The sequence below is a fragment of the Sphingomonas caeni genome (assembly GCF_026013415.1).
Taxonomy (GTDB): domain Bacteria; phylum Pseudomonadota; class Alphaproteobacteria; order Sphingomonadales; family Sphingomonadaceae; genus Sphingomonas; species Sphingomonas caeni.
In genome coordinates, this window is the sequence record NZ_JAPDOK010000004.1 from 83,921 (window position 1) to 104,618 (window position 20,698).

Sequence of the window (20,698 nt, forward strand, 5' to 3'; positions counted from 1 at the left end):
GGACTGAGGACCGTTCCGGATAAGCGCTAGCGCGCTGCAAACCTCGCCTGCCAGAGCAAGAGCAGCGGCACGACGACCAGCTCCATCCCGAGGCCGAAGAGGTGGCCTGTGGAAGGTGCGCCCATCACCGCCAGCGACAGCGCCCGGGCGAGGCCGCCGGCGATCACCATCGCGCCGAGCAGGCGGAAGCGCCCGGTTTGCGCCTCGATCCTCGGGATGCAGCTTGCGAAGCCGATCCCGAGCATCAGGAAAATGCCCGAGAGGTAGCGGAAATGACTGTCGAGATCGGGCGTCACCGGCGCCTTGGCGAGCCATGCCGCGCCGCGCAGCACGCCGATCGTGCCGAAGCCGAGCGGAACGAGGGCGGCAAGCGTACAGACGATTTGGAGCAGGCGCCGTTCGACGCCCGGGGTCACTTGCCCTTGCCGTCGAGCTCGAGCAGCTCCTCGCGGACATGGATCGCGTCGAGCGAGAGGCGGACCTCGATCAGGAAAAAGATCAGCCCCGCCATCAGCAGCAGCATCGACAGCACGAAGGTCGCCGCGACCACCCCGCCGATATGGAAGTTGACGAGCCGCGACACGAACATCAGCGCCACCACGAGGCAGATCGAGAGCGCGCTGGCGACGACGAGGAAGATCGCCGAGTTGATCACCGTTACGCGCCGGTCGATCAGGCGGAGTTCCCAGACATGGCGGTCATGTTCGGGCCCGGTCGAGCGCGGATGGAGCGCCTCGACGGTGCGGGCGCGGTCGACGATGCGCGCGAGGCGGCCGACCATGACGTTGAGGATCGCGCCGATCCCCGCGAGCAGGAAGACGGGCGCGATCGCCGTCTGGATCGTGTCCGCCACGGTGGAGAGCGAAGTGCTGATCATCGCCGCGCCTTATGCGGCCCGGCGCGGGCGGGCGTCAAACGGGTTGGTAAGAGATGGTGCGTTAAGCCGTAACGATGTCGAAGCCGATGCCGCTCGCCGAATTCACGCGCCTGCCGCCGGTGCATGCGGTCGATTGTGTCGACGGGCTTGCGGGCGCGATCGACGATGCTGCGCGCGGCGCGGCGGAGAGCCACCGGTTCCTGCGCTATGGCTGGTATGAAGCGGCGCTCGCGGCCTATGGCGGCGCGGCGCGGACCCTGACCGTGGCGCGCGACGGCGAGACCGTCGCCGCGCTGCCGATGGTGGGGATGGGGCCGGACTGGCTCGGGCTCGCGAGCGTGCCGGGCTGCTATTGGCCGTTCCGCAGCTTTCCGGTGCGCGAGGATGCGGGCGTCGAGGCGATCGAGGCGCTGCTGCCGCGGCTGGCGCGCGCGACGCGGGCGCTGCGGATCGGGCCGGTCTGTGACGGCGATCCGGGGCTCGAATTGCTCAAGGTTGCCGCCAAGGCGAAGGGCTGGGCGGTGCTCGACCGGTTTGTGGCAGATTCATTCGTGCTCGATATGGCGGCGCTGCGTGCGGAAGGGACCTGGCCGCGTAATTCGACGCTCAAGAAGAACCGGTTCCATGAGAAGCATCTCGGCGCCCATGGCGCGCTCGACTGGAGCTTCGTGTCGGGCGAGGGCTGGAGCGATGCGGCTTTTGCTGCGCTCGGCACCATCGAGGAAAAGAGCTGGATCGCGGCGCGGACCGACGGGAGCGACGCCAAATTCACCGGCGCCGGCCATGGCGGTTTCTGGCGCGCGGCGGCGAAGGATCCGGTGATCGCTCAGATGATGTGGGCGGCGATGCTGCACGTCGATGGCGTGCCCTCGGCCTTTTCGTTCGACCTCAATGCGGGGGCGCTCAAATATGCGATCGCCAACAGCTATGACCCGGCCTATGGCAAGCATTCCCCCGGCAAGCTCTTGTATTACCGCAATTTGCTGCGCGCGATCGAGGACGGCATGACCGACGTGGATTGGGGCGCGGGCGATGGCGGGTACAAGGGGACGATCGGCGCGGTGAAAGGGCCGGCGATCCGCGACTGGCTGTTCGTGCGCCCCGGCGTCGATGCTTTTGCTGCGGCCATGCTGCGCAGCATCTGGCGGCGCAGCGGGCATCGGCAGACCGTTGCCGCGGTGCCGGAGCCGGCCGCCGAGGACTGACGTCCGGGAGCTTGCCCTTATTTGGGGAGCGCCGCCTCGATCGCCGCCTTGAGCTTGTCCCCTGCGTCCGCAGCGACGCTCTGGACCGTGCGGTTGCCGGTCGCCGGATCAGTCTGGTGGAAGCTGAACGCCTGGCCCTTGAGCGGGCCGGAGATCAGATCGGCGATCATCAGTTCGCGCTGCTTGTTCTCGGCATCGGCGAAGGGCGCGACCAGATCGACGAGCCAGATCCTGGTGCCCGAATTCCACTCGTCGAGCGTGAGGCGATATTCGGGCTCGAGCATGCCCTTCTGGAGCTTGGCCTCGGCAAGCGGATTGCATTTGGCCCAGAGCGCGAGCCCGACCGGGCGGTCGCCGTCGCGGAACAGATAGAATTGCTGATGGATCAGCGCCGGCATGATCAGCCATTCGAGATCGCCGATCATGAGCGCACGATGCAGCGGCGACTGGGTGAGCAGCCAGGTCATCTCGCCGAGCAGGTGGCTGACGGTCGGCGCCGAAGGTTCTGCGGCGGGCGCGGTCGCGCCGGACAGGGCATAAGTCATATCGTTTCCTACTGGCCGCCGGCAAAATAATCAAAAGGCTGAGGATCGGGCTGGTTGCGCCGGTCGAGCGCGGATTCGCCGCTGCGCGCGCCGAATGCCGCCATTTGCTGCGCCATCAGCAAGGGCAGCAGGTCCTCGCGCGTGACCGGGACTGGCGCGCCCTGCGGCACGGCTTCGGCCGGGGCCTCGGGCTGGTCGCCGAACGACAAGGCGCTCAGCTCGCCGGGCAGGGGCACCCGGACCTTGAGCGCCGCCTGCATCTGCTTGAGCGCGGTGTCGGAGGTCGCCCAATTGGCGAGATCCGGCGCGCGATCGGGCAGCACCGCGACCGGTTCGGGGTCTAGCTCGGCGGGGACGCGGCTGGTCGAGCCGAAATGGTCGCTGGCGCTTGCCTCATCCGCGGAGAGCGGGAGCAGGATCGATGCCGGATTCGCGTCGGCCGGGGTGCGCAGGCTCGCCAAGGCCGAGCTGCTGTCGTCGCGGACACGGGATTCGGTGCCGAACGGGGTGCCCGCGACTTCCGGGGTCTCGGGGAGCGGCGCCGTGTCGTTCTCGGTCAGCGCCGATTCGAGCAGGCGGATATGGCTGTCGAGGCCGATCTCGCCGCGGCCATTCTGCTGGACGAAGCGGGCGAGCGCGGCGGCGAAACCGCGGCGCGTGCCCGTCGCGGCGGTGCTCGAGGCCGATGCGGAATGCTCCGACAGCTTGTGCTGCACCAGCTGCTGGATGGTCTGCTGGAACAGGGGCACGTCCGCGACGGGGCCGGGGTTGTCGGTCAGCGGGGTATCGAGCTGGCCGGGCACCGTGCCGAGTGAGGCCGGCGGCGTGGGATCGCCCGGCGGGAGGGGCGTATCGGGCTGATCGACCTGAACCGTGGCGGGAAGCGGCGCGGGCGCGGCCGGCGCGAGATAGGCCAGCCCGACATCGCCCGCGAGCCCTTCGCTGCCATCGGCGCGGATGAAGCGGGTGGTGCCCAGCACGACATTGTCGGTGGCGCCCTCCGCGCTCTGCCCGGTCGATTGGCCGCGAAGGTCGATCGCGGTGATCCCGGCTTCGGCCAGATAGCGAAGTTCGTTCGCCTGGCTGACGCCGTCCTGGTTGAGATCCTGCCAGACCTGCAGCTCGGCGAAGCGCGAATCCCGCGCGTCGAGCATGCCGTCGCCATTGGTGTCGAAGCCGGCAAGGCCCTCGAGATCGGTCTTGGCGCCGGCCTTGTCGCCCACGAACGAGATTTCGCTCGCATTCTCGATCAGGCCGTTGCGGTTGCGGTCGAACACCAGGATGCCGTCCGAGGCGCCGACCCAGCCGGTGCGGTTGTAGCTGCCGTCCGCGCCCTGATCGAAGAATACCGACGATGCGGTCACGCTGACGAGGTCGAGCCCATCGCCATTTAGGTCGAGCACGATCGGCAGTTCGATGAAGACATCATAATAGGTGTATTGATCCCCCCAGCCCGGCCCGGTGATGTACCAATTGGCCGGGATCACAGGGCTGGGATAGGTGTGGAACAACTCGGCATCGTCGGCCTGCGAGAGGTCGTAATAGGAACCGGGATTGTTGCCATTGTCGTCGTGGAACAGGCGCCAGACCCAGTCACCGCCGCCGCGGCCCGATCGCAGGCTTTGCGTGAAGTAATAGCCCTGCGCGACATAGGAGCCCTGCTTGATGATGAAATCGAGGTCCTTGACCGCGAAGTTGACCGTGGTGGTAGCCGTCGCGCTGCCGTCCGAGGCGGTCAGCGTCAGCGACCGTGCGATATTCGCGCCCTGGGTCCCGAAGGTCCCGCCGATCGCCTCATAGTCGAAGCCGTTCTGGATCTGCAGCTCGTAGCGGTTGTTGCTTGCGTTCCACACCGCCTTGAGCCCCGGGTCGGTCACGCTGAGCGAGAGCGAGCCGAGCGCGGCATCGACATCGGTGACGTCGATCACCGCGACCGGGGTGTTGAGCGCGAGATTTTCCGGGAGCACGCCATTCTCATAGCCGGCTAGCCAGGTGATGCCGTTGATCACCGGGGCGTCGTTGATCCCGGCGATATGAACGGTGACCGTCGCGGTCGAGGTCAGCCCGGCGGCATCGGTGATGCGATAGGTGAAGGTGTCGGTCGCGCTCTGGCCTGCGCCGAGGCTCTGGAAGGCGTTAGATCCCCAATAGGTGAGCGTCTGGCCCGGGGCATAATAGCTTACGACGCCGCCCGAACTGGTGGTCCCGCTCACGAGCGAGAAGGTCCGCGTGTCGCCGGCATCGGGGTCGGTATCGTTGGCCAGCAGCGCCGCGATATCGATGTTGGGGCCGCCGCCGTCCTCGCCGAACGTGTAGCCGGTATAGTCGTCATTGACCGCGACCGGCGCCTCATTCTTGTTGGTGACCGTGATCGTCGAGGTGCGCACCGGCGAGCGGTTGCCCGCCGCGTCGACCGCGACGATGCTCACCGAAACCGCCGGGCTGGCCGAATGCGCGGCGAACCATTCATAGTCGAAGCCGTTCGCCCAGGCGGTCGAGTTGATCAGCAGCTGGTTGCCGCTGATCGTGAACCAGCCATTGGGGTTGCCGTTGACCGAATCGCCCTGCGCGGTCTGCGCGAACTGATAGGTGACTGCGCCGCCCTCGGGATCGACTGCGCCTGCGAGGGTGCCGAGGACGAGATTGACCGTATCGCCCGCGGCATATTCGGCGACGCTGCGCGAGAAGTCGCTCGGTGCGCTCGCGGGCTCGTTGACGTCCTGCAGGTTGAGCGTGAAGGCCTGCCACGCGCCGGCCTGGGCGCCGGCCTTCGAGCGGACATAGATGGTGGTCGCCGAGATCCCGCCCGAGGGCGCGCCGAACCCGGCCGGGCGATTGTCATAGTCGAGACCGGCGGCCAGCAGTTTGAGCATCCCGCCGGCGATCTGGAAGGACGACGCGGCGCCGCGGGTCGAATCGATTTCCCAGCTGGTGACGGCGCCCGTCTCGGGATCGATGCCACCGAGCGTGATCCCGACCCAACCGCCGCTCCCGACCTCGCTGACCGTCGCCGATGTCGCGGTGAGCGTCAGGCTCGGCAGCTCATCGACCGGGGTGATGGTGATGACGAAGTCCCTCGCGACCGCCGAATCGAGTCCGGTCGCGTCGCGCGCGATCACCGAGACGGTCACCGTCGCGGCGCCGCCGGTATAGGTGTCGGCATCGGCGGTGACGCCCGCCTTGAGCCGCAGCTGGTTGCCCACCACCTCGAACCAGTTCTTGGTCTGATTGGTGATCAGATAGGAGGCGACATTGTTCTCCGGGTCGGTCGCGCTGAGCGTCAGGCCGCCGACCAGGGTGAGCGGCGCCGCGCCGTCCAGGATCGTCGCGCCCGTGACTGCGGCCGGCGTATCGGGGCGTTCGGCGACATTGTTCGAGGCGATGGACAGCGCCTGCTGGAAGGTCACCGGGCTCGCGGGGTTGGTGCGATCGGTGACGCGCACGATGATCTGCGCCTGCGCTTCGGCATCGAGCGACTGGCCCGGGGCCAGCTGGAGCTGGTTGGCGCCGTTCGCATCGTTCGGGTCGATGAACTTGGCCGCATCGGCGCCACCGACGATCTTGTAGGTATAGGTGCCGCTGGTGTCGTTCAGATCGGTGACGCTGAACGTGCCGACGAGCGCGCCCGCGACATTCTCGTTCACCCCGCCACCGACATAGCCGAGGGTGATCCCGGTCGGCGTACCGTTGACGTTGACGTTGATCGCCACCGTGGCCTCGGTCGAATACTGGCGGCCCGCGGCGATCAGGTTTGCCGCGACGGTCTCCTTCGAGCGCGCCCGGAGCGTGACCGTGAAGTCGAGCGTCGATCCTGCCGGCGGCGTGATCCGCAGCGTCGCCATGTTCCATCCGGTCACGTTCGCGGTGGTCGATCCCGCGGTGGCGGTGAAGCTGTTTGTGCCGTCCGAAAGGACCGCGCCGACCGGGATCGTATCGACCATGATATAGTCGAACACTTCCGAGCCGTCGGTATCGCCGAGCGCCACGAGTTTGCTGGCTGCGAGGGTGCCCGGCAGCATGATCGTGGTGCCGGTGTTGGTGCTGACGTTGAGCGTCGCGCTCTTGTTGAGATCGTTGCCGACCGCAAGCACCGTCAGGTTGACGGTGAGCGGGTTGGACAGAAGTACGCCGTCGGAGCCCGTGACGGTGATCGTCGCGACCCCCGAGGCCGTGTTGCCGAGCAGGGTCAGCTTGAGCCGCTTGCGGTTCCGCTGAGGGTCGCTCGGATCGTCGTCGATCTGAGGGGTCTGGAACAGGCCGGCCGTGACCTGGGCGGTGAGCGAGAGGTTGGAGCCGTTATTGGGCGTATCGGGATCGGTGACGAGGAAGGTCAGCATCGTCGTGCCAGTGGCGTCTTCGTTCACCGAGACCGCATTGCCCGCGACCGCGCTCACCGCCGGCGGTGAGGTATTGGTCCAGGCACTATTGATCTGGGCCTGCATCGACGTGGACAAGGCGGAGAAGCTCGCCGGTTGGGCCTGGCCGGCCATCAGCGTGAGCAGCGAAGCCATGCTGTTGCCGTTGACATGGGTGAGCGCCTTGGTCCCGGCGAGGAACAGGTTGACATAGAAGTCGTCAGCGGCCTGCCAGTCGCCGGCTGTCGCGTTGACGAACCAGTCCTTGATCGTGATCTGATCGGTGGTGCCGAGCACCTTGACGATCATGTCCTTGCCCGACTTGGTGAACCACAGATCGGTGTTCTGGATCGACGCGGCGAGATTGTTCGGGTCGTAGAAGAAGTCGACCGCGTCGGCCGGCCCCTGATACGTATCGTCGTCGTAATTGTAGATGATGTCCTGCCCGCCGCCGCGCGCGAACTTGTAGATGTCGCCGCCGGCGCCGCCGGCCATGATGTCGTTGCCGAGGCCGCCGTCGAGCAGGTCGCCCGCATCGCCCGCGTCGAGGATGTCGTTGCCAGCCTCGCCATTGAGAATGTCGGACGCGCCGCCCCCGAACAGGCGATCACTACCGTCGCCGCCATAGAGCAAGTCGTTGCCAGCCTCGCCATAGACGACATCGTCGCCGGTATCGCCATAGAGCGTGTCGTCGCCATCGCCGCCGCGGATGAGATCGTCGCCCCCGCCGCCGCGCACGATACTGCTGCTGCTGGTGCCGACCAGCTGGTCGTTATAGGCCGAACCGATAAGGTTCTCGACGCCATAGAACCAGTCGCCCTGCGCATCGGCGCCCTGCGCGGTGACTCCCCCCAGCCAGCTGGTCGCGCTTGTCGAGGTGTTGGCGACAAGGTCGACGCGGACGCCGTTGAGCGAGATGACCCGCCCGGTGACGATCGTCGTCGCGCCCACCGTCACCGCGCCGACCGACGCCGAGTTGACCGCGGTGCCCGCCGCCGACGAGGCATAGGTCACCGTATCGGTGCCGAGCCCGCCGATGAGCTGATCGGCGCCGCCGCGGCCCTCGAGAATGTCGTTGCCCGCGCCGCCATCGATCCGCTCCGAGGCCGCGGCGCCGGTCAGCGTGTCGTTGCCCGATCCGCTGAGCAGCACCTCGATGCCGGTGAGCTTGTGCGCGGCATTGCCGAGGTCGATCGTCAGCGCGGTGCCGACCGCGGCGAAGCTGGCCGTGTCGATGCCGAGACCGCCATCGACGGTATCCTCGCCGATGGTGGTGAGGAGGATCGTGTCGTCGCCGTCGCCGCCATTGACGATGTCGTTGCCCGCGCCGCCGTCGAGCGTGTCGTTGCCCAAGCCACCACCCAGGGTATCGGTCCCGGCCTCGCCGTAGAGCGTGTCGTTGCCGTCGTCGCCGTTCAGCGTGTCGTTCTCGGTGCCGCCATAGAGCGTGTCGTTCTCGGTCCCGCCCGAGAGCAGGTCGTTGCCGGCATCGCCATAGATCAGGTCGGCGCCCGCCTCGCCCCCGAGATCGTCGTCGCCTGCGTCGCCACGGATCGTATCGACGCCCGCACCGCCGCGCAGCTGGTTCGCCGCGGTGCTGCCAGTGAGTTCGTCATTCCCAGCCGAGCCGGCGATGTTCTCGATCGTGCCCGCAGCATAGGTGTCGCCCTCGGCATCGCCGCCGGCGCCGCGGCCCGCGGCCACGCCGTTCACCGCCGCGACCGACAGATTGACCTTCACCGCCGCTGCGGAGAGCGCGAAATCGAGCGTGTCGGTCCCGGTGCCGCCGTCATAGGTGTCGGCGTCGGCGCTGCCGAGCAGCCGGTCATTCTCGGAACCGCCATTGATCGTGTCGTTGCCGTCGCCGCCGTCGAGCGTGTCGTTGCCCGCGTCGCCCGACAGCAGGTCGCCGCCAAAGCCGCCCTTGAGCGTGTCGTCGCCGGCATCGCCATAGATCTGATTGGCATAGCTGTCGCCGGTCAGCGTGTCGGCATAGGTCGATCCGCGCAGATGTTCGATGCCCGCGATGTTCGTCGCGGTGGCGAGGTTGACGGTCACGCCGTTGACCGTCTGGTTGAGCCACAGCGTATCGACACCCGAACCGCCGTCGATCACATCATCGACCACGCCGCCGGCGGTGACGCTGGCGTAGATGGTGTCGTCGCCATCGCCGCCAAGCATGGTGTCGATGCCGTTCTGGCCGAACAGGAGGTCGGCGCCGGCCTTGCCCTCGAGCCAGTCATTGCCATCGGCGCCAACAAACCTGTCGTCGCCGCTGCTGCCGAGCAGCGTATCGTTGAAGTTGCTGCCGAACGCCTGCTGGATATTGATCCAGGTGTCGCCCTCGGCGTCGCCTCCGGTTCCGCTCGAGGTCGAGAAGTCGATCGTCACCGCCGTCAGCGACGTGAGATAGGAAATTCGGTTGATCCCCGTGCCGCCGTCGATGAAGTCGGCGCCGCCCGAGCCGGTGATCATGTCGTTGCCGTCGCCCGCCAGGATGGTTTCGGGCCGCGCGGTTCCGGTGATGTTGTCGTTGCCCGCAGTGCCGTTGATCGTCGCGCCGGGACCGCTCGCGATGTGGAGGGTGAAGTCCGAGGTGACGCTTGCGGCGCCCGCGCCGGGTCCGTCCTTGGCGGTGACGCGGATCGCAAAATCCTGTCCGATGGCGGCGATCACCGAGGCGTTGTTCGCGGCGAAGGAGAAGGTGCCGCCGCTGAAGCTCAGCCAGCCGGGCAGCGGATTGCCGTTGGCCAGGGCCGCGCTGTAGGTCAGCGTGTCGGTGAGGTCGAAATCATAGAAGGCGGTCGCCGGGATCGTGTAGCTGAAGGCCTGGTTGTCGAAGCCGGTCTGAGCCGCCAGTCCGGGTGAGCCGAGCTGCGGCGCGTTGTTGACGTCGATGCCGAGGCTGACGATGCCGTCGGCGAATTGCAGATATTCCACCTGCGCATAGGTGTCGACGCCGTCATTGCCGTCGGCGGTATTGTTGTCGGTCACGGTGCCGGTGACGGTGTTGATCATATAGTCGGCGCGAAGGCCGGAATAGACGATCGTGTCGTTGCCGTTGCCGCCGTTGAAGCTGTCGTTGCCCGTCCCGCCGATCAGCTTGTCGTCGCCGTCGCCGCCGTTGACTGCGTCGTTGCCCGCGCCGCCGATTACGGTGTCGTTGCCGCCATTGCCCCCGAGCGTATCGTCGCCCGCGCCGCCATCGATGCGTTCGGCGACGGCCGAACCGATGATCGTGTCGTTGCCCGATCCGGCGATCACCCCCTCGATGCTGGCATAGGTCTCGGTTCCGCCGTCGATGCTGCCGCTGATGCCGAGGTTGAGCGAGATCGCCGCGGTCTTGTCCGAATAATCGACGGTGTCGAAGCCGGTGCCGCCATCGAAGCTGTCGATACCGAGCCCGCCCTGGAGGACGTCGTCGCCGTCATTGCCCTGCAGCGTATCGTTGCCCGCGCCGCCGACGAGGCGATTGGCCGCGGCGGAGCCGCGCAGCGTGTCGTTGCCGCTGGTGCCGACCAGATTCTCGATCGAGACGAGCTGCGAGGTCGAGCCGCCCGAGACCTGGTTGCTGGCGAGCGAGAGATCGGCGGTGATGCCGGCCGACAGCGCGGAGAAATCGGCGGTGTCGGCTCCCGCGCCGCCGTCGATCGTATCGACGCCAGCGCCGCCGTTCAGCCAATCGTCGCCCCCGGCGCCGCGGAGCGTGTCGTTGCCGGCGCCGCCCTCGATCACATCGGCGAGATCGGTGCCGGTGATCGTTTCATTGCCTGTTGAGCCGACGATCTTGGCGATGCCGGTGGTATCGATGCCCGTGAGGTCGAGGGTCGCACCCGCCGCGAGCTGGATCTGGACATTGGCCTTGCCATTGCCGTCGATCTTCTCGATCCCGGTCAGCGCGCTCAGCCCGATCACGGCATTGTCGGCCATCGCCACAATCCGGTCGCCGCCCGACCCGCCATCGACCGCGTCGAAGCCCGCTTCGGCAAAATACTGCAATTCGTCGTTGCCGGCGCCCGCAGTGAGCGTGTCGTTGCCGGCGCCGCCGATCAGCACGTCGTCAAAGCCGGTCGCGGTGATCACATCGTTGCCGGCCTGCCCGTCGAACCGTCCGCCGCCGATCAGCAGCGGATCGGGCGTGAGCGTGTCGTTGGCGCCGGTGCCGGTGAGAACGAGCCGGTCGGTGAAGCTTTCCATCGGCTGCCAGGCATGATCGAATGCGGCCTGGAACTGCGCGTCCCACGCATTGCCGCCGATCCGCTGCATCTCGACGAACAGCGCCTCGACATCGCTGCGCGTGATCGCCGAATTGCCCACGATGATGCGCCGGGCCGCATTGGACGAGGCGGCGGTGGCGGTGATGGAGGTGAACCAGTTCTTCACGGTGACGCTGGTGCCGGTGCCAACCACCCCGATCACCAGATCGGCGCCCGACCGGGTCAGCCAGACCTGCTGGGGCGTCAACGCGGCGCCGCCATTGGCGGTGGTGCCGAAGACGATATTGTCATAGCCGCCGCCCGTGGTGATCGTGTCGATCCCGCCATCGCCGGCGATCAGATAAGTGTCGTTGCCCGCGCCGCCATAGAGCTGGTCATTGCCCACCCCGCCCGCGAGCTGATCGTCGCCGGTGCCGCCATAGAGATAGTCGTTACCGGCGTCGCCGCTGAGCGCATCACGCCCATCGCCGCCATAGAGATAGTCGTTGCCGTCGCCGCCGGAGATGAGATCCTGGCCACCGCCCGGGGCGGTCAGGCCGACGCCCCAGATCCGGGCGCCGGAGCCATTGGGGGTACCCAGCCCGACGAACCGAAGCATGTTGCCGCCCGACGCCGCGCCAATGACCGAATAGGAGTAGAAATTGGGTTCGTCGGCGCTGATCGTCGCAATCTTGGTATCGTTCCACCACACCTCGAAATCACCGGCGGCCCCCGAGGAATCGGCGGAGAAGACCAGCGTGTGCGCCTGACCCGGAGCGAGGCCGTTAATGGCTTGCCACACCTCCAGATTGGTGCCGCCGTCCAGCTGAAGCTTGCGGTTCCCCGGCTCTCCGGCGACGGTGAATACCGTGCCGAGATTGGCCTGCCAGCCGGGAAGGTCGGTCGTTGTCGTCCCGCTGGCGACCGTCACATCATTGGCCGGGTCACCGAGATTCTCGAAGCTGCCATTGGCGAGGCGGTTGAGGGTGAGCACCGAGGCGGAGCCGCTATTATCGGTCGCGTCGAGATCGCCATAAAGGATATCATCGCCCGATCCGCCGGCGATGACGTCATTATCGTCGCCGCCGGTGATCGTGTCATTGCCGTCGCCGCCGTCGAGCTTGTCGTCGCCCACGGTGCCGTAGAGCAGGTCATTTCCGGCGTCGCCCGAAAGCGTATCGTTGCCCGCGCTGCCGCCCTGGAGCGTATCGTCTCCCGCATTGCCCTTGATGACGTTGTCGTTGAGGTCGCCCTTGAGATTGTCGGCATAGTCGGAGCCGATCAGATTCTCGATTCCCGTGAAGGTGTCGCCGGTGGCGTCGCCGCTGGTGTAGCCGTTCTGGAGGTTTACGCTGCCCCCTGCCGCCGATCCGAAATAGGTGACGGTATCGATCCCGTTGCCGCCGATGAAAGCGTCGCTGCCCGAACCGCCGGAGAGCAGGTCGTCGCCATCGCCGCCGTTCAGCGTATCGTTGCCGTCGCGCCCGCTCAGCACGTCGTTGCCCGCGCCGCCGGTCAGCGTGTGCGCGCCCGCCGTCATGTCGACGATGAAGTCATCGTTTGCGGTGCCGGCGACGAGGAGATTGCCGCTGGCGTCAAACACCAACCCCTTGAGCGATCCGCCTTCGCCGTCGGCGAATTGCACATTTTCGACGCCGCGATTGGTATCGAAGGTCGCAGCGCCGGCATTGCGGAAATTCTTGAGCTGCACGCTGTCGCTGGTGCCCGCGATCGTGATCAGCAGATCGGCACCCGAAAAAGCGAAATCGAGATTGCCGAGGCCGACCGTCTGGATGCCGGTCGCGCTCGATCCGACCCGAGTGACGATATCGTCGAAATAGAGCGTGTCGTCACCGCCCGGTTGGGAGGGGGTGGTGCGCGTGACGGTGCCGCCGTTGACGACGGTGGGTGTGCCGTCCGCGTCGGGCAGCCAGGCGGTGTTGTCGCGCGTGGGGATTCCGGGCGCGTTCGAGCTGCTCGTGAACGCCTTGCGATAGGCGATCTCGCCGGTCTCGCTGTTCTCGATCGTATGCACGAAATTATAGACAGTTCCGGTGCGTCCGACCATGTCGAGCCGATCGACCCAAGGTCCGACCAGCGTGCCGCTGGCATCGGTCAGCGGCTCGGCGCTGACGCCATATTCGTCGGTGATGCTGTCTTGGCCATCGCCGCGGCCGAAGACGTAGACATCATTACCCAGATTGCCGGCCAGCGAATCATTGCCCGTGCCGCCTGTCAGTTCATTATCGCCATAATCGCCTGAAAGCGCGTCGGCGAATGCGGAACCGGTCAGACCCTCCACGTCGGAATAGCGGTCACCTGCGGCATCGCCGGTATTGGCCGAGGCGTCGATCAGCGAGGCGGTAACCCCCGCCGCCGCCGAGGCATAGCTGGCGACGTCGAAGCCAGCGCCACCGATCAGCGTGTCGCCCTTCGTGGTACCGGTCGCGCCGGTCACGAAGTTGCCAAGGGCGTCGGTGCCGGTTCCATCGTAGAAGGTGCCGCCCGTGCCGCCGTCGAGCGTGTCGTTGCCGGCACCGCCGAGCAGAATGTCGGCGCCGGCGCCGCCTTTCAGCCAGTCAAACCCGCCGCCGCCGACGAGCAGGTCATTATAGGTGCCGCCCGCAATCTCGTCGTCGCCCGCGCCGCCGGTTGCCCAATAGCCCTTGTCGTTTCCGGCGGTGATCTTGGTCGCGCCCCAATCGCTCCCGTCGGTACCCCCCAGCAGGCCGTTCTGCTTGACGTTGATCGTGCCCGAGGTGAGGAAGCTGAACTGTTCGATCGAGCCATTGGCCTGGGCATTGACCGCCCATTCCTTGAGCGTGATCTTGTCCGCGAAGCTGGCGAAGACGCCGTCGGACGCGCCCGCGTCGAGACCGACCACAATGTCCGAACCGACGATGCGGAACTGCAGTTCGGAAACGTCGATCCCGATCGCAAACTCGATCGTGTCGGTGCCGCTGTTGCGCGCGATATTGCCCGCACTCGCCGGCTTGTGCCGGTAGAGCCGCCCGGTGACGATGTCATATTCCATGCGGTCGAGCGTGTTCGACCCGTCATAGACCTTCACGCCATAATAGAAGATTGCGCTCGAATCGGCGCCGCTGCCCTGGGTGTAGCCCGTCTGAAAGCCCTGGCCCGAGACCCAGACCAGCTCCCACTCGCTCGACAATTCGTCGACGAACACGTCCTGCCCGTCGCCGCGCGAGAATTTGAAGATATCGTCGCCGGCGCCGCCGACGACGAAATCGTTCCCGGCACCGCCCGAAACGATGTCGTTGGCGGCCCCGCCGCGCACCTCGTCGCGGCCTGCGCCGCCGAGCACGGTATCCGAGCCCGCGCCGCCGAGCACGATATCGTCGCCGTCCATGCCGAGGACGATGTCGTTGCCGGGATCGCCCGAGACGAAGTCGTTGCCCTGGCCGCCATTGCCGAAATCATTGCCGAACAGCAGATGGACCACATCGTTGCCGCCGCCGGCATGGACGAAATCCGCTCCGTTGGTACCATAGATGAAGTCCTGGCCATCGGTTCCCAGGACGAAGGTGTCGAAATCGGCGATGCGAACCCTCTGGCCATCGGCGAACTGGATATTCTCGATCTTGTTGAGCGGGTTGAACCAGTCCTGCAGGACCAGCTTCTCGCCGGTCTTGGTATTCTCGATGATGAGGTCAGTCTTGGTCGCGTTGGGCGAGATCCGGATATCCTCTATCGTGATGTCCGTTCCGAACACCAGCGTGTCTTCGCCACCGCCCTGAACCTCCGCGCCGCTCAGCTCGTCGGTCTCGGTGGCGATGCTCCCCTCTTCGCCGCTGTCCCACAGCCTCAGGCCGAACTTGCGGAACGCCGCCTGGACCGCAGTGTTGGAGAGGTCGGTTTGTGCAGCATTCAGCGTGGGGTTCGCCTTGCGATAGATCTGCTGGAAGGTGAATCCGCTCTCGTCGCGGATCACGTCCGCGTCGGCGAGGTTGGCCGAGCCGTCCGAATCGCCGCTGCGGAAAATATACTGATCGTTGCCGAGGCCGCCGCGCAGGCTGTCGCCCTTTCCGCCGCCGCCCGCCAGAATATCGTCGCCGCGCCCGCCTTCGAGGATATCGACGCCGTCGCCACCCTCCAGCCAATCCGAGCCCTCACGGCCGATCAGGATATCGTTGCCCGCGCCGCCATCGAGATAGTTGCCATCGCCGCCCAGCGTACCGGCCGTCGCGCTGCCCGCGTTGATCGTGTCGTTGCCGTCGCCACCCAGCAGCCAATCGTCGAGCCGCCCGCCATTCAGGATATCGTCCCCGGCATCGCCGATGATGTTGTCGCCCAGATCGGAAGCATGGATCGTGTCGTTGCCCGCTCCGCCATCAACCGTCGCCGCCACCGGAATCTCCAGCGCCACACGGTCCGAGGTGGTGTAGGTTACGGTCGCAGCGCCGGTCGCGGTGCTGCTGCGGCTCACCGTGAGCGACGCGTTGCTGGCATTTTCGTGCACGACGACATCGTCGATCCAGGCATAGGGCTTGGCGCTGGTACCGTCGACGATCGTGCCGATACCCGAAACCGGCGCAGTACCATTGGCGAGCGCGGCGCCGCCCGAGGTCACGGTCGCGGTCAGCTTGAAGGTCTCATTGCCCTCGATATTGGTAGTCTGCCCCTGGCCGTCCACGCCATTGTCGGTGAGAACGGGGACGCGGACGAAATAGCTGGTCGCGCCCGCCGCAAGGGTCAGGCTGGTCGCGTTGGTCCAGCCGGTGACTCCGTCGGCGGAAATCTGGAGGCCGGTCGCAGTGAAATCGGAGCCGCCTTCGGCGCGCCCATCGGCGGTCTCGAGCGACAGCGCAACCGCGCTGGTCGCCGCCTTGGACAGGCTGATGCGGAACACGGCATAGCCGTCACCTTCGCTGGCGTAGCTGCGCCCGACCATGAGGGTCGGCAGCGCAGCGGCATCGACGATCGTCACCGTCGCTGCGGGCCCGATCAGGGTCAGCCCGCTCGCCGCGCTCAGCGACACCTTGAAGGTTTCGCCGGCCTCGGTCAGCGCGTCATTGGTGATCGCAATCGTCCCGGTGCCGCGCAGCGCGCCAGCGCCGAAGCTGAGGACCGCGCTCTTCGCGGTGAAATCGGTGCCGCTGACGGCGATATCGTCGTTCAAATGGCCGTTGACCGTGAACCCGATCTGGTTCGCCAGCGATCCGGTGCGCAGATCGATGACGTCTCCCGCGGCGGTCCCATGGATCGAGGTTTGTCCGGCTATGTCGATCGTATCCGCAAGCACGAAATTGCCCATCACGGTCAGGCGGCTGATCCGGTCGCTGGACGGATCATAATCGAACAGGAAGCTGGATTGGGCCGCGTTGCCCCCGGCTTCCTGCAGCAGATAGCTATAGCCGCCATACCAATCGCTCTTGTGCCGCCGCGTCAGGCCGAGTTCGCTGGCGCGGGCAAGGTTGATCGCGGTCTCGATCGCGAAGGCGCTGTCCGGCTGCGCCGCCACGACCGCGTTGATCGCCGCGCTGTTGGCGAGATATTTTTCATAGGCTTGCGCAGTCGAGATATTGCCGAGCAATATGTTCGTATCGAAGTTGAGCGGATCGACGCCGCCGATCTCGAAGGTGCGATAGAGCGCCCGCTTGATATAGGTGTCGCCGCCCGCGATCTGGAAATCGGGATCAGTCAGGCCCTGGTAGATGCCATAGCCGATCAGCTTCTGGGCGGCGTCCTTGCCGCGGAAACGCTGGCTGATGGCATCGGTGTCGCGCGTCGAATAGGGGCGATAGACATAGTCCTTGCCGCGCATCCCGTAATTGCCGGTCTGCACCGCATCGGGATTCATCAGCTTGCCGCCGGTCGCTTCAAGCACGGCGTTGAAGGAATCCGCCACGGTAGCGGCGATCCCGGCCGCCGCATCCTTGGAGCCGCCCTTTCGGGCATAGATATTGGCGATGTCGAACTTGCCGGTTGCCGGATTCCAGACGGCATCCGCCCCCGATGTCGGGGTTCCGCCGAACACCGACCCGATCAGCCCGCCGATGAGGAAACCGAGGAACGCGCCGACAAAGGCCCCCAGCGGGCCGGCGAAGATGCCGAGCTGCGCCCCGAGCCCGGCGAGCGAGCCGCCCTCTGCGAGCGCTGCGGTCACCGCGATCACGCCGACCGAAGAACCGATCGCGGATCCGATCTGCCCGCCGACCGTATCGAAGCTGACGATCTTGCTCGCCAGCTTGCTGCCGAGGAAGCCGCCGATCGCGTTGCCGATCATCGCGACGTTGACGCCATTGAAGATCGAGGCACCGTTGACCAGGTTGTTGCCGATCTGGCTGAGGACGGCGTTGACCCCGGTGCTCGCGACCTCCGCGCCGAAACCCTTCAGCCCGATGACCTGGATCAGCTGTGCGGTGAGGTAGGACGACACTGCGCCGACGCCGGCCGCCTTGAGGTTGCTGAGAAACTCCGGACCGAAGGTGGCGAAGGCGTCCTGCGACGCGTTCGTCGCCGACTGATGCCCGATCACCCCGTCGAGCAGGTCGCCCAGATTGTCGCCGACGGTCTTGAGCAGCGCCGAGGAAAGCACGCCGGCGATGACATTCCCGCCGGCGAGGCGATAGCCGAGCTGCGATCCGAGCGCCGCGCCGATATCGGAGAACTCGACCCCGATCGGATTGTGATTGAGCTTGATGTCGGTCGAGACCGGCTTGCCGTTGTGATAGAGGGTTTCGACGGTCACGCCGAAATTGTCGGGGTCGGCCGGGGTGCCGAAGGGCACGCTGCTCGCGCCATTGAGCGCACCGTCGCTGACGAGCGTCATCACGACCTTGCCCTGCTTGTCATAGACGACCTGGGCCTTGCGATAGCGCCCGTCGCGTATCTCCCACTTTCCGTCGCGGCCGTACGCTAGGAATCCCTTTGGCAGCAGGTTGCCGGTCTTCGGATCGACGAGGCTCAGCACCGCCGGCTGGAGGTAGCTGCTGAGGAACGACCGCGCGCCCAAGGCGCCGTCGATGGCCAGTTGGGAACGCCCGGTCTGAATGACCGGCAGGCCGCCGAGCAGATCGGACCCAAAACCCCTGGCCAGCTGCATCGCCGCATAGTTGACGTCGAGCTGGATCAGCGCTTCTGCGCGGTTGTCGTCATCCTGGGTGATAGCGGCTTGCGCGGCGGCAGCTTCGGTGGCCGAGCAATCGACCAGCGAGATCGCGCCATTGGGAGCGACGACGACCCGCTTGATCGCGCCCGGCACGAACTTGTTCTGCGCGTCCAGCGTTCCGGTCTGCAGATAGCCGGTGACGGTGCCGCCGTCCGCCACCATTACCGGCCGGCCGATAACCTCGGTGCCGTCGATAACGACCTTGAAAATCGGAACCGATTTGAGCGTGTCGCGATGCCGCTGGTAGAAGAGGTTCCCGAGCGCCTCGGCGCTGATGGCGGTACTTCCGTCCGCCCTGTAATAGGTATTGCCGGGGGTATTGTTGTTGCGAACCCGTTGGCCTTCCCCCCCGAAATCGGCGCCCATGTCGTCCTTGATGGCGTCCGCGCCATATTGGCCGTTCACGTCGCGAAAATGGTATGAAGTCGGGCCGTCCGGCGACATTTGGAAGGTGTCCGCCTCGATATAGCCCATCAGAAAAACCGGGGTCCCGTTCAGCACAGCGGATTCGAGCGAGCCTTTGAGCAGCCCTTCCGTGCCGCCAAGCACCTGGTCATTCTGAACCCAGGCAACCGTACCGTTGGGATCATAGCTGCCGTTGTTCGACACCGTGATGATCTGACGGTTGAAGCGATCCTTCACATAATAATAGCGGCCATCGCTGCTCCTGATCGGCGTGCCGCTATAATTGGCGATCGCCTGCATATCGAAACCCATGTACATGGGCTCGCGGCTCAGCTGGATTGCAAGCGGGCTCATGAAGGTTGTTGCAACGCCGAAGCCGTTGCCGCCCCCTCCGAAAATCGACACATAGCCCAAAGCGCCATAGCTGGTGGAGCGCAATTGGGTCTGCACCTCCCTGGAAACCGGAAAGGCCTTCCAGAGCGGCGAATCGAGCGGAATGTTGCGATAATCGAGACCCAGCGCGGTGCCAGGGAAGTTGAGGATCATGCCCTTGTCGGCCCAGACAAGACCATCGACCGCGTTGATGTTTTCGGGCGTCAGCAGGTCGTAGCGGCCGGTTTCCACGACGACCTGGATGAAATCGACGACGGCTTTGTCGATCTGCCAGCTGAAATAGTCGAGCGGGACATTGTATTTGGTCGGCTCGTTGATCATCGCGGCATAGTTGCCGATCAGCGCGGCGCGACCGTTGAAGCCGGAATAGGTCGTGATCTCGGCCTGTTCCTCAAGCCGGACCGCCACCGCTCGTAGCACGGGATTGTTGGTCCGGTCCGCTTCGATGCGCAGCACCGTCGCGATTTCCAGATAGGCGTTGGCGCGCCTGTCCGTCGTATCGAAACTGGGTCCGAGATGGCCCTGCGCGCGTACGACCGCGGCACGCAGGTTGTTTGGAAAACTATAGGTGGAGGCCATCAGCTGTCTCCCCAGGTCATCACGGTCAGTTTGCCGCGAAGGAATTGTTCAACATGCCGCTGGATCGCGGCCCAGTCGGGCAGGCGATCGCGCCGGAAAGTGATCTCGGTGAGCACCGCGGCGTTGGCCTCGGGGTTCAGTCCGCCGCCGCGTTCGCCGATCGATCGCAATGTGCACAGCGACGGATAATCGTTGCCGCTGGGATTGCAGACGATCATGAGATCATAGGGGTCGCGCCGGAAAAGCGTTTCCTCGGGCGCGCTGTGCGGGAACGGCGTGTTGGTCGCGTAGTTCAGGCCGAATTGCTGCGGGAAATCGCCGTCGCCACGAATGCCGCGGAACCCCATGAAACGGCGGCTTGCCGGATTGAGCGAGGCATCGATGGCGTCGAAATAGGCGACCGACAGCTGGACCACCACGATCGACCCTTCCTCGATCGGAGTCACGTCGGTCGCGCTGTCGTCACGCAGGTCGATGCTGAACGACACCCCGTTGATCGGCGGCGTCCAGGTTTCGCCCTGCTGGTGCAGATAGGCCGAGGGCAGGGTCAGCTTGAAGCGGATGTCCTGCTGGAAATATTCGTTCTTCTCGCTCGGGACGATGAGGGTCTCCGCCGCGTTCGATTGCGCGGCGGCGCCACCGGGCGGCGTACAGGCTGCGATCCCGCTCATTGCGGCGCAGACGAGCGCGATTGAAGCGCGGGCACGCGATGACGGCATCGGTTGGCGACCTTTGAAATCGTGGAGCGAATATCCGCGTCGGCGGACGAGAAAGGGAGGCCGTCGAACCGGCGACGGGCATCGCGCAGGGCGGCGATCATCGGCGCCGGCATGGGCGTCGAATGTCCGGGGCGAATGGTCGCAGCCACAGCCTTCCCCACGCGCAAAAGCACGTTTCCCTCCCCCTTGGGCGGTGATGTCGGAGTGCCCCGGGTTGTTTTCCCTTGGGCGATTCGGTGCGACCCTACCGGCTGTATCAACCGGCGATGGGAGGGTCGTCAATTCATGGTTA

General features: G+C 65.8%; 7 protein-coding genes. 1 reads left to right on the forward strand and 6 read right to left on the reverse strand.

The window, feature by feature from the left end:
- Positions 1-26: 26 nt before the first annotated feature.
- Positions 27-416, reverse strand: a complete 390-nt coding sequence (locus tag OF829_RS11970; protein ID WP_264940290.1) for a DUF4345 domain-containing protein — start codon at positions 414-416, stop codon at positions 27-29.
- Positions 413-877 carry a DUF2721 domain-containing protein gene (locus OF829_RS11975; protein ID WP_264940291.1) on the reverse strand — a complete coding sequence of 155 codons (465 nt, stop codon included), beginning with the start codon at positions 875-877 and terminating at the stop codon, positions 413-415. Before OF829_RS11975 ends, OF829_RS11970 begins: the two co-directional genes overlap by 4 nt.
- Before the next feature lie 74 nt (positions 878-951).
- Here OF829_RS11975 and OF829_RS11980 point away from each other — a divergent pair, with 74 nt between their 5' ends.
- Complete coding sequence (locus tag OF829_RS11980; RefSeq protein WP_264940292.1) at positions 952-2,082, forward strand: GNAT family N-acetyltransferase; 1,131 nt, start codon at positions 952-954, stop codon at positions 2,080-2,082.
- 17 nt (positions 2,083-2,099) lie between these two features.
- Here the strand turns inward: OF829_RS11980 and OF829_RS11985 are convergent, their stop codons facing one another.
- Genes OF829_RS11985 through OF829_RS12010 form a run of 4 tightly spaced genes read right to left on the reverse strand, consistent with a single transcriptional unit; the run spans position 2,100 to position 20,507 of the window.
- A complete protein-coding gene (locus OF829_RS11985) occupies positions 2,100-2,627 on the reverse strand; it encodes a toxin-activating lysine-acyltransferase (protein WP_264940293.1) in 528 nt (175 codons plus the stop codon).
- An 8-nt stretch (positions 2,628-2,635) separates the two neighbouring features.
- Positions 2,636-19,687: a beta strand repeat-containing protein gene (locus OF829_RS20590; protein WP_319951550.1), complete on the reverse strand. Its 17,052-nt coding sequence runs from the start codon at positions 19,685-19,687 to the stop codon at positions 2,636-2,638.
- Complete coding sequence (locus OF829_RS12005) at positions 19,687-20,358, reverse strand: hypothetical protein (protein ID WP_264940294.1); 672 nt, start codon at positions 20,356-20,358, stop codon at positions 19,687-19,689. The genes OF829_RS20590 and OF829_RS12005 overlap by 1 nt, the downstream gene beginning before the upstream one ends.
- Complete coding sequence (locus OF829_RS12010) at positions 20,355-20,507, reverse strand: hypothetical protein (RefSeq protein ID WP_264940295.1); 153 nt, start codon at positions 20,505-20,507, stop codon at positions 20,355-20,357. Before OF829_RS12010 ends, OF829_RS12005 begins: the two co-directional genes overlap by 4 nt.
- Between the last annotated feature and the right edge of the window lie 191 nt (positions 20,508-20,698).

Bases quoted from the DNA above. Each gene is read 5' to 3' on its own strand.
- OF829_RS20590 (WP_319951550.1), bottom strand. From the start codon at position 19,687: ATGGCCTCCACCTATAGTTTTCCAAACAACCTGCGTGCCGCGGTCGTA.
- OF829_RS11980 (WP_264940292.1), top strand. From the start codon at position 952: ATGTCGAAGCCGATGCCGCTCGCCGAATTCACGCGCCTGCCGCCGGTG.
- OF829_RS12010 (WP_264940295.1), bottom strand. From the start codon at position 20,507: ATGATCGCCGCCCTGCGCGATGCCCGTCGCCGGTTCGACGGCCTCCCT.
- OF829_RS12005 (WP_264940294.1), bottom strand. From the start codon at position 20,358: ATGAGCGGGATCGCAGCCTGTACGCCGCCCGGTGGCGCCGCCGCGCAA.
- OF829_RS11975 (WP_264940291.1), bottom strand. From the start codon at position 877: ATGATCAGCACTTCGCTCTCCACCGTGGCGGACACGATCCAGACGGCG.
- OF829_RS11985 (WP_264940293.1), bottom strand. From the start codon at position 2,627: ATGACTTATGCCCTGTCCGGCGCGACCGCGCCCGCCGCAGAACCTTCG.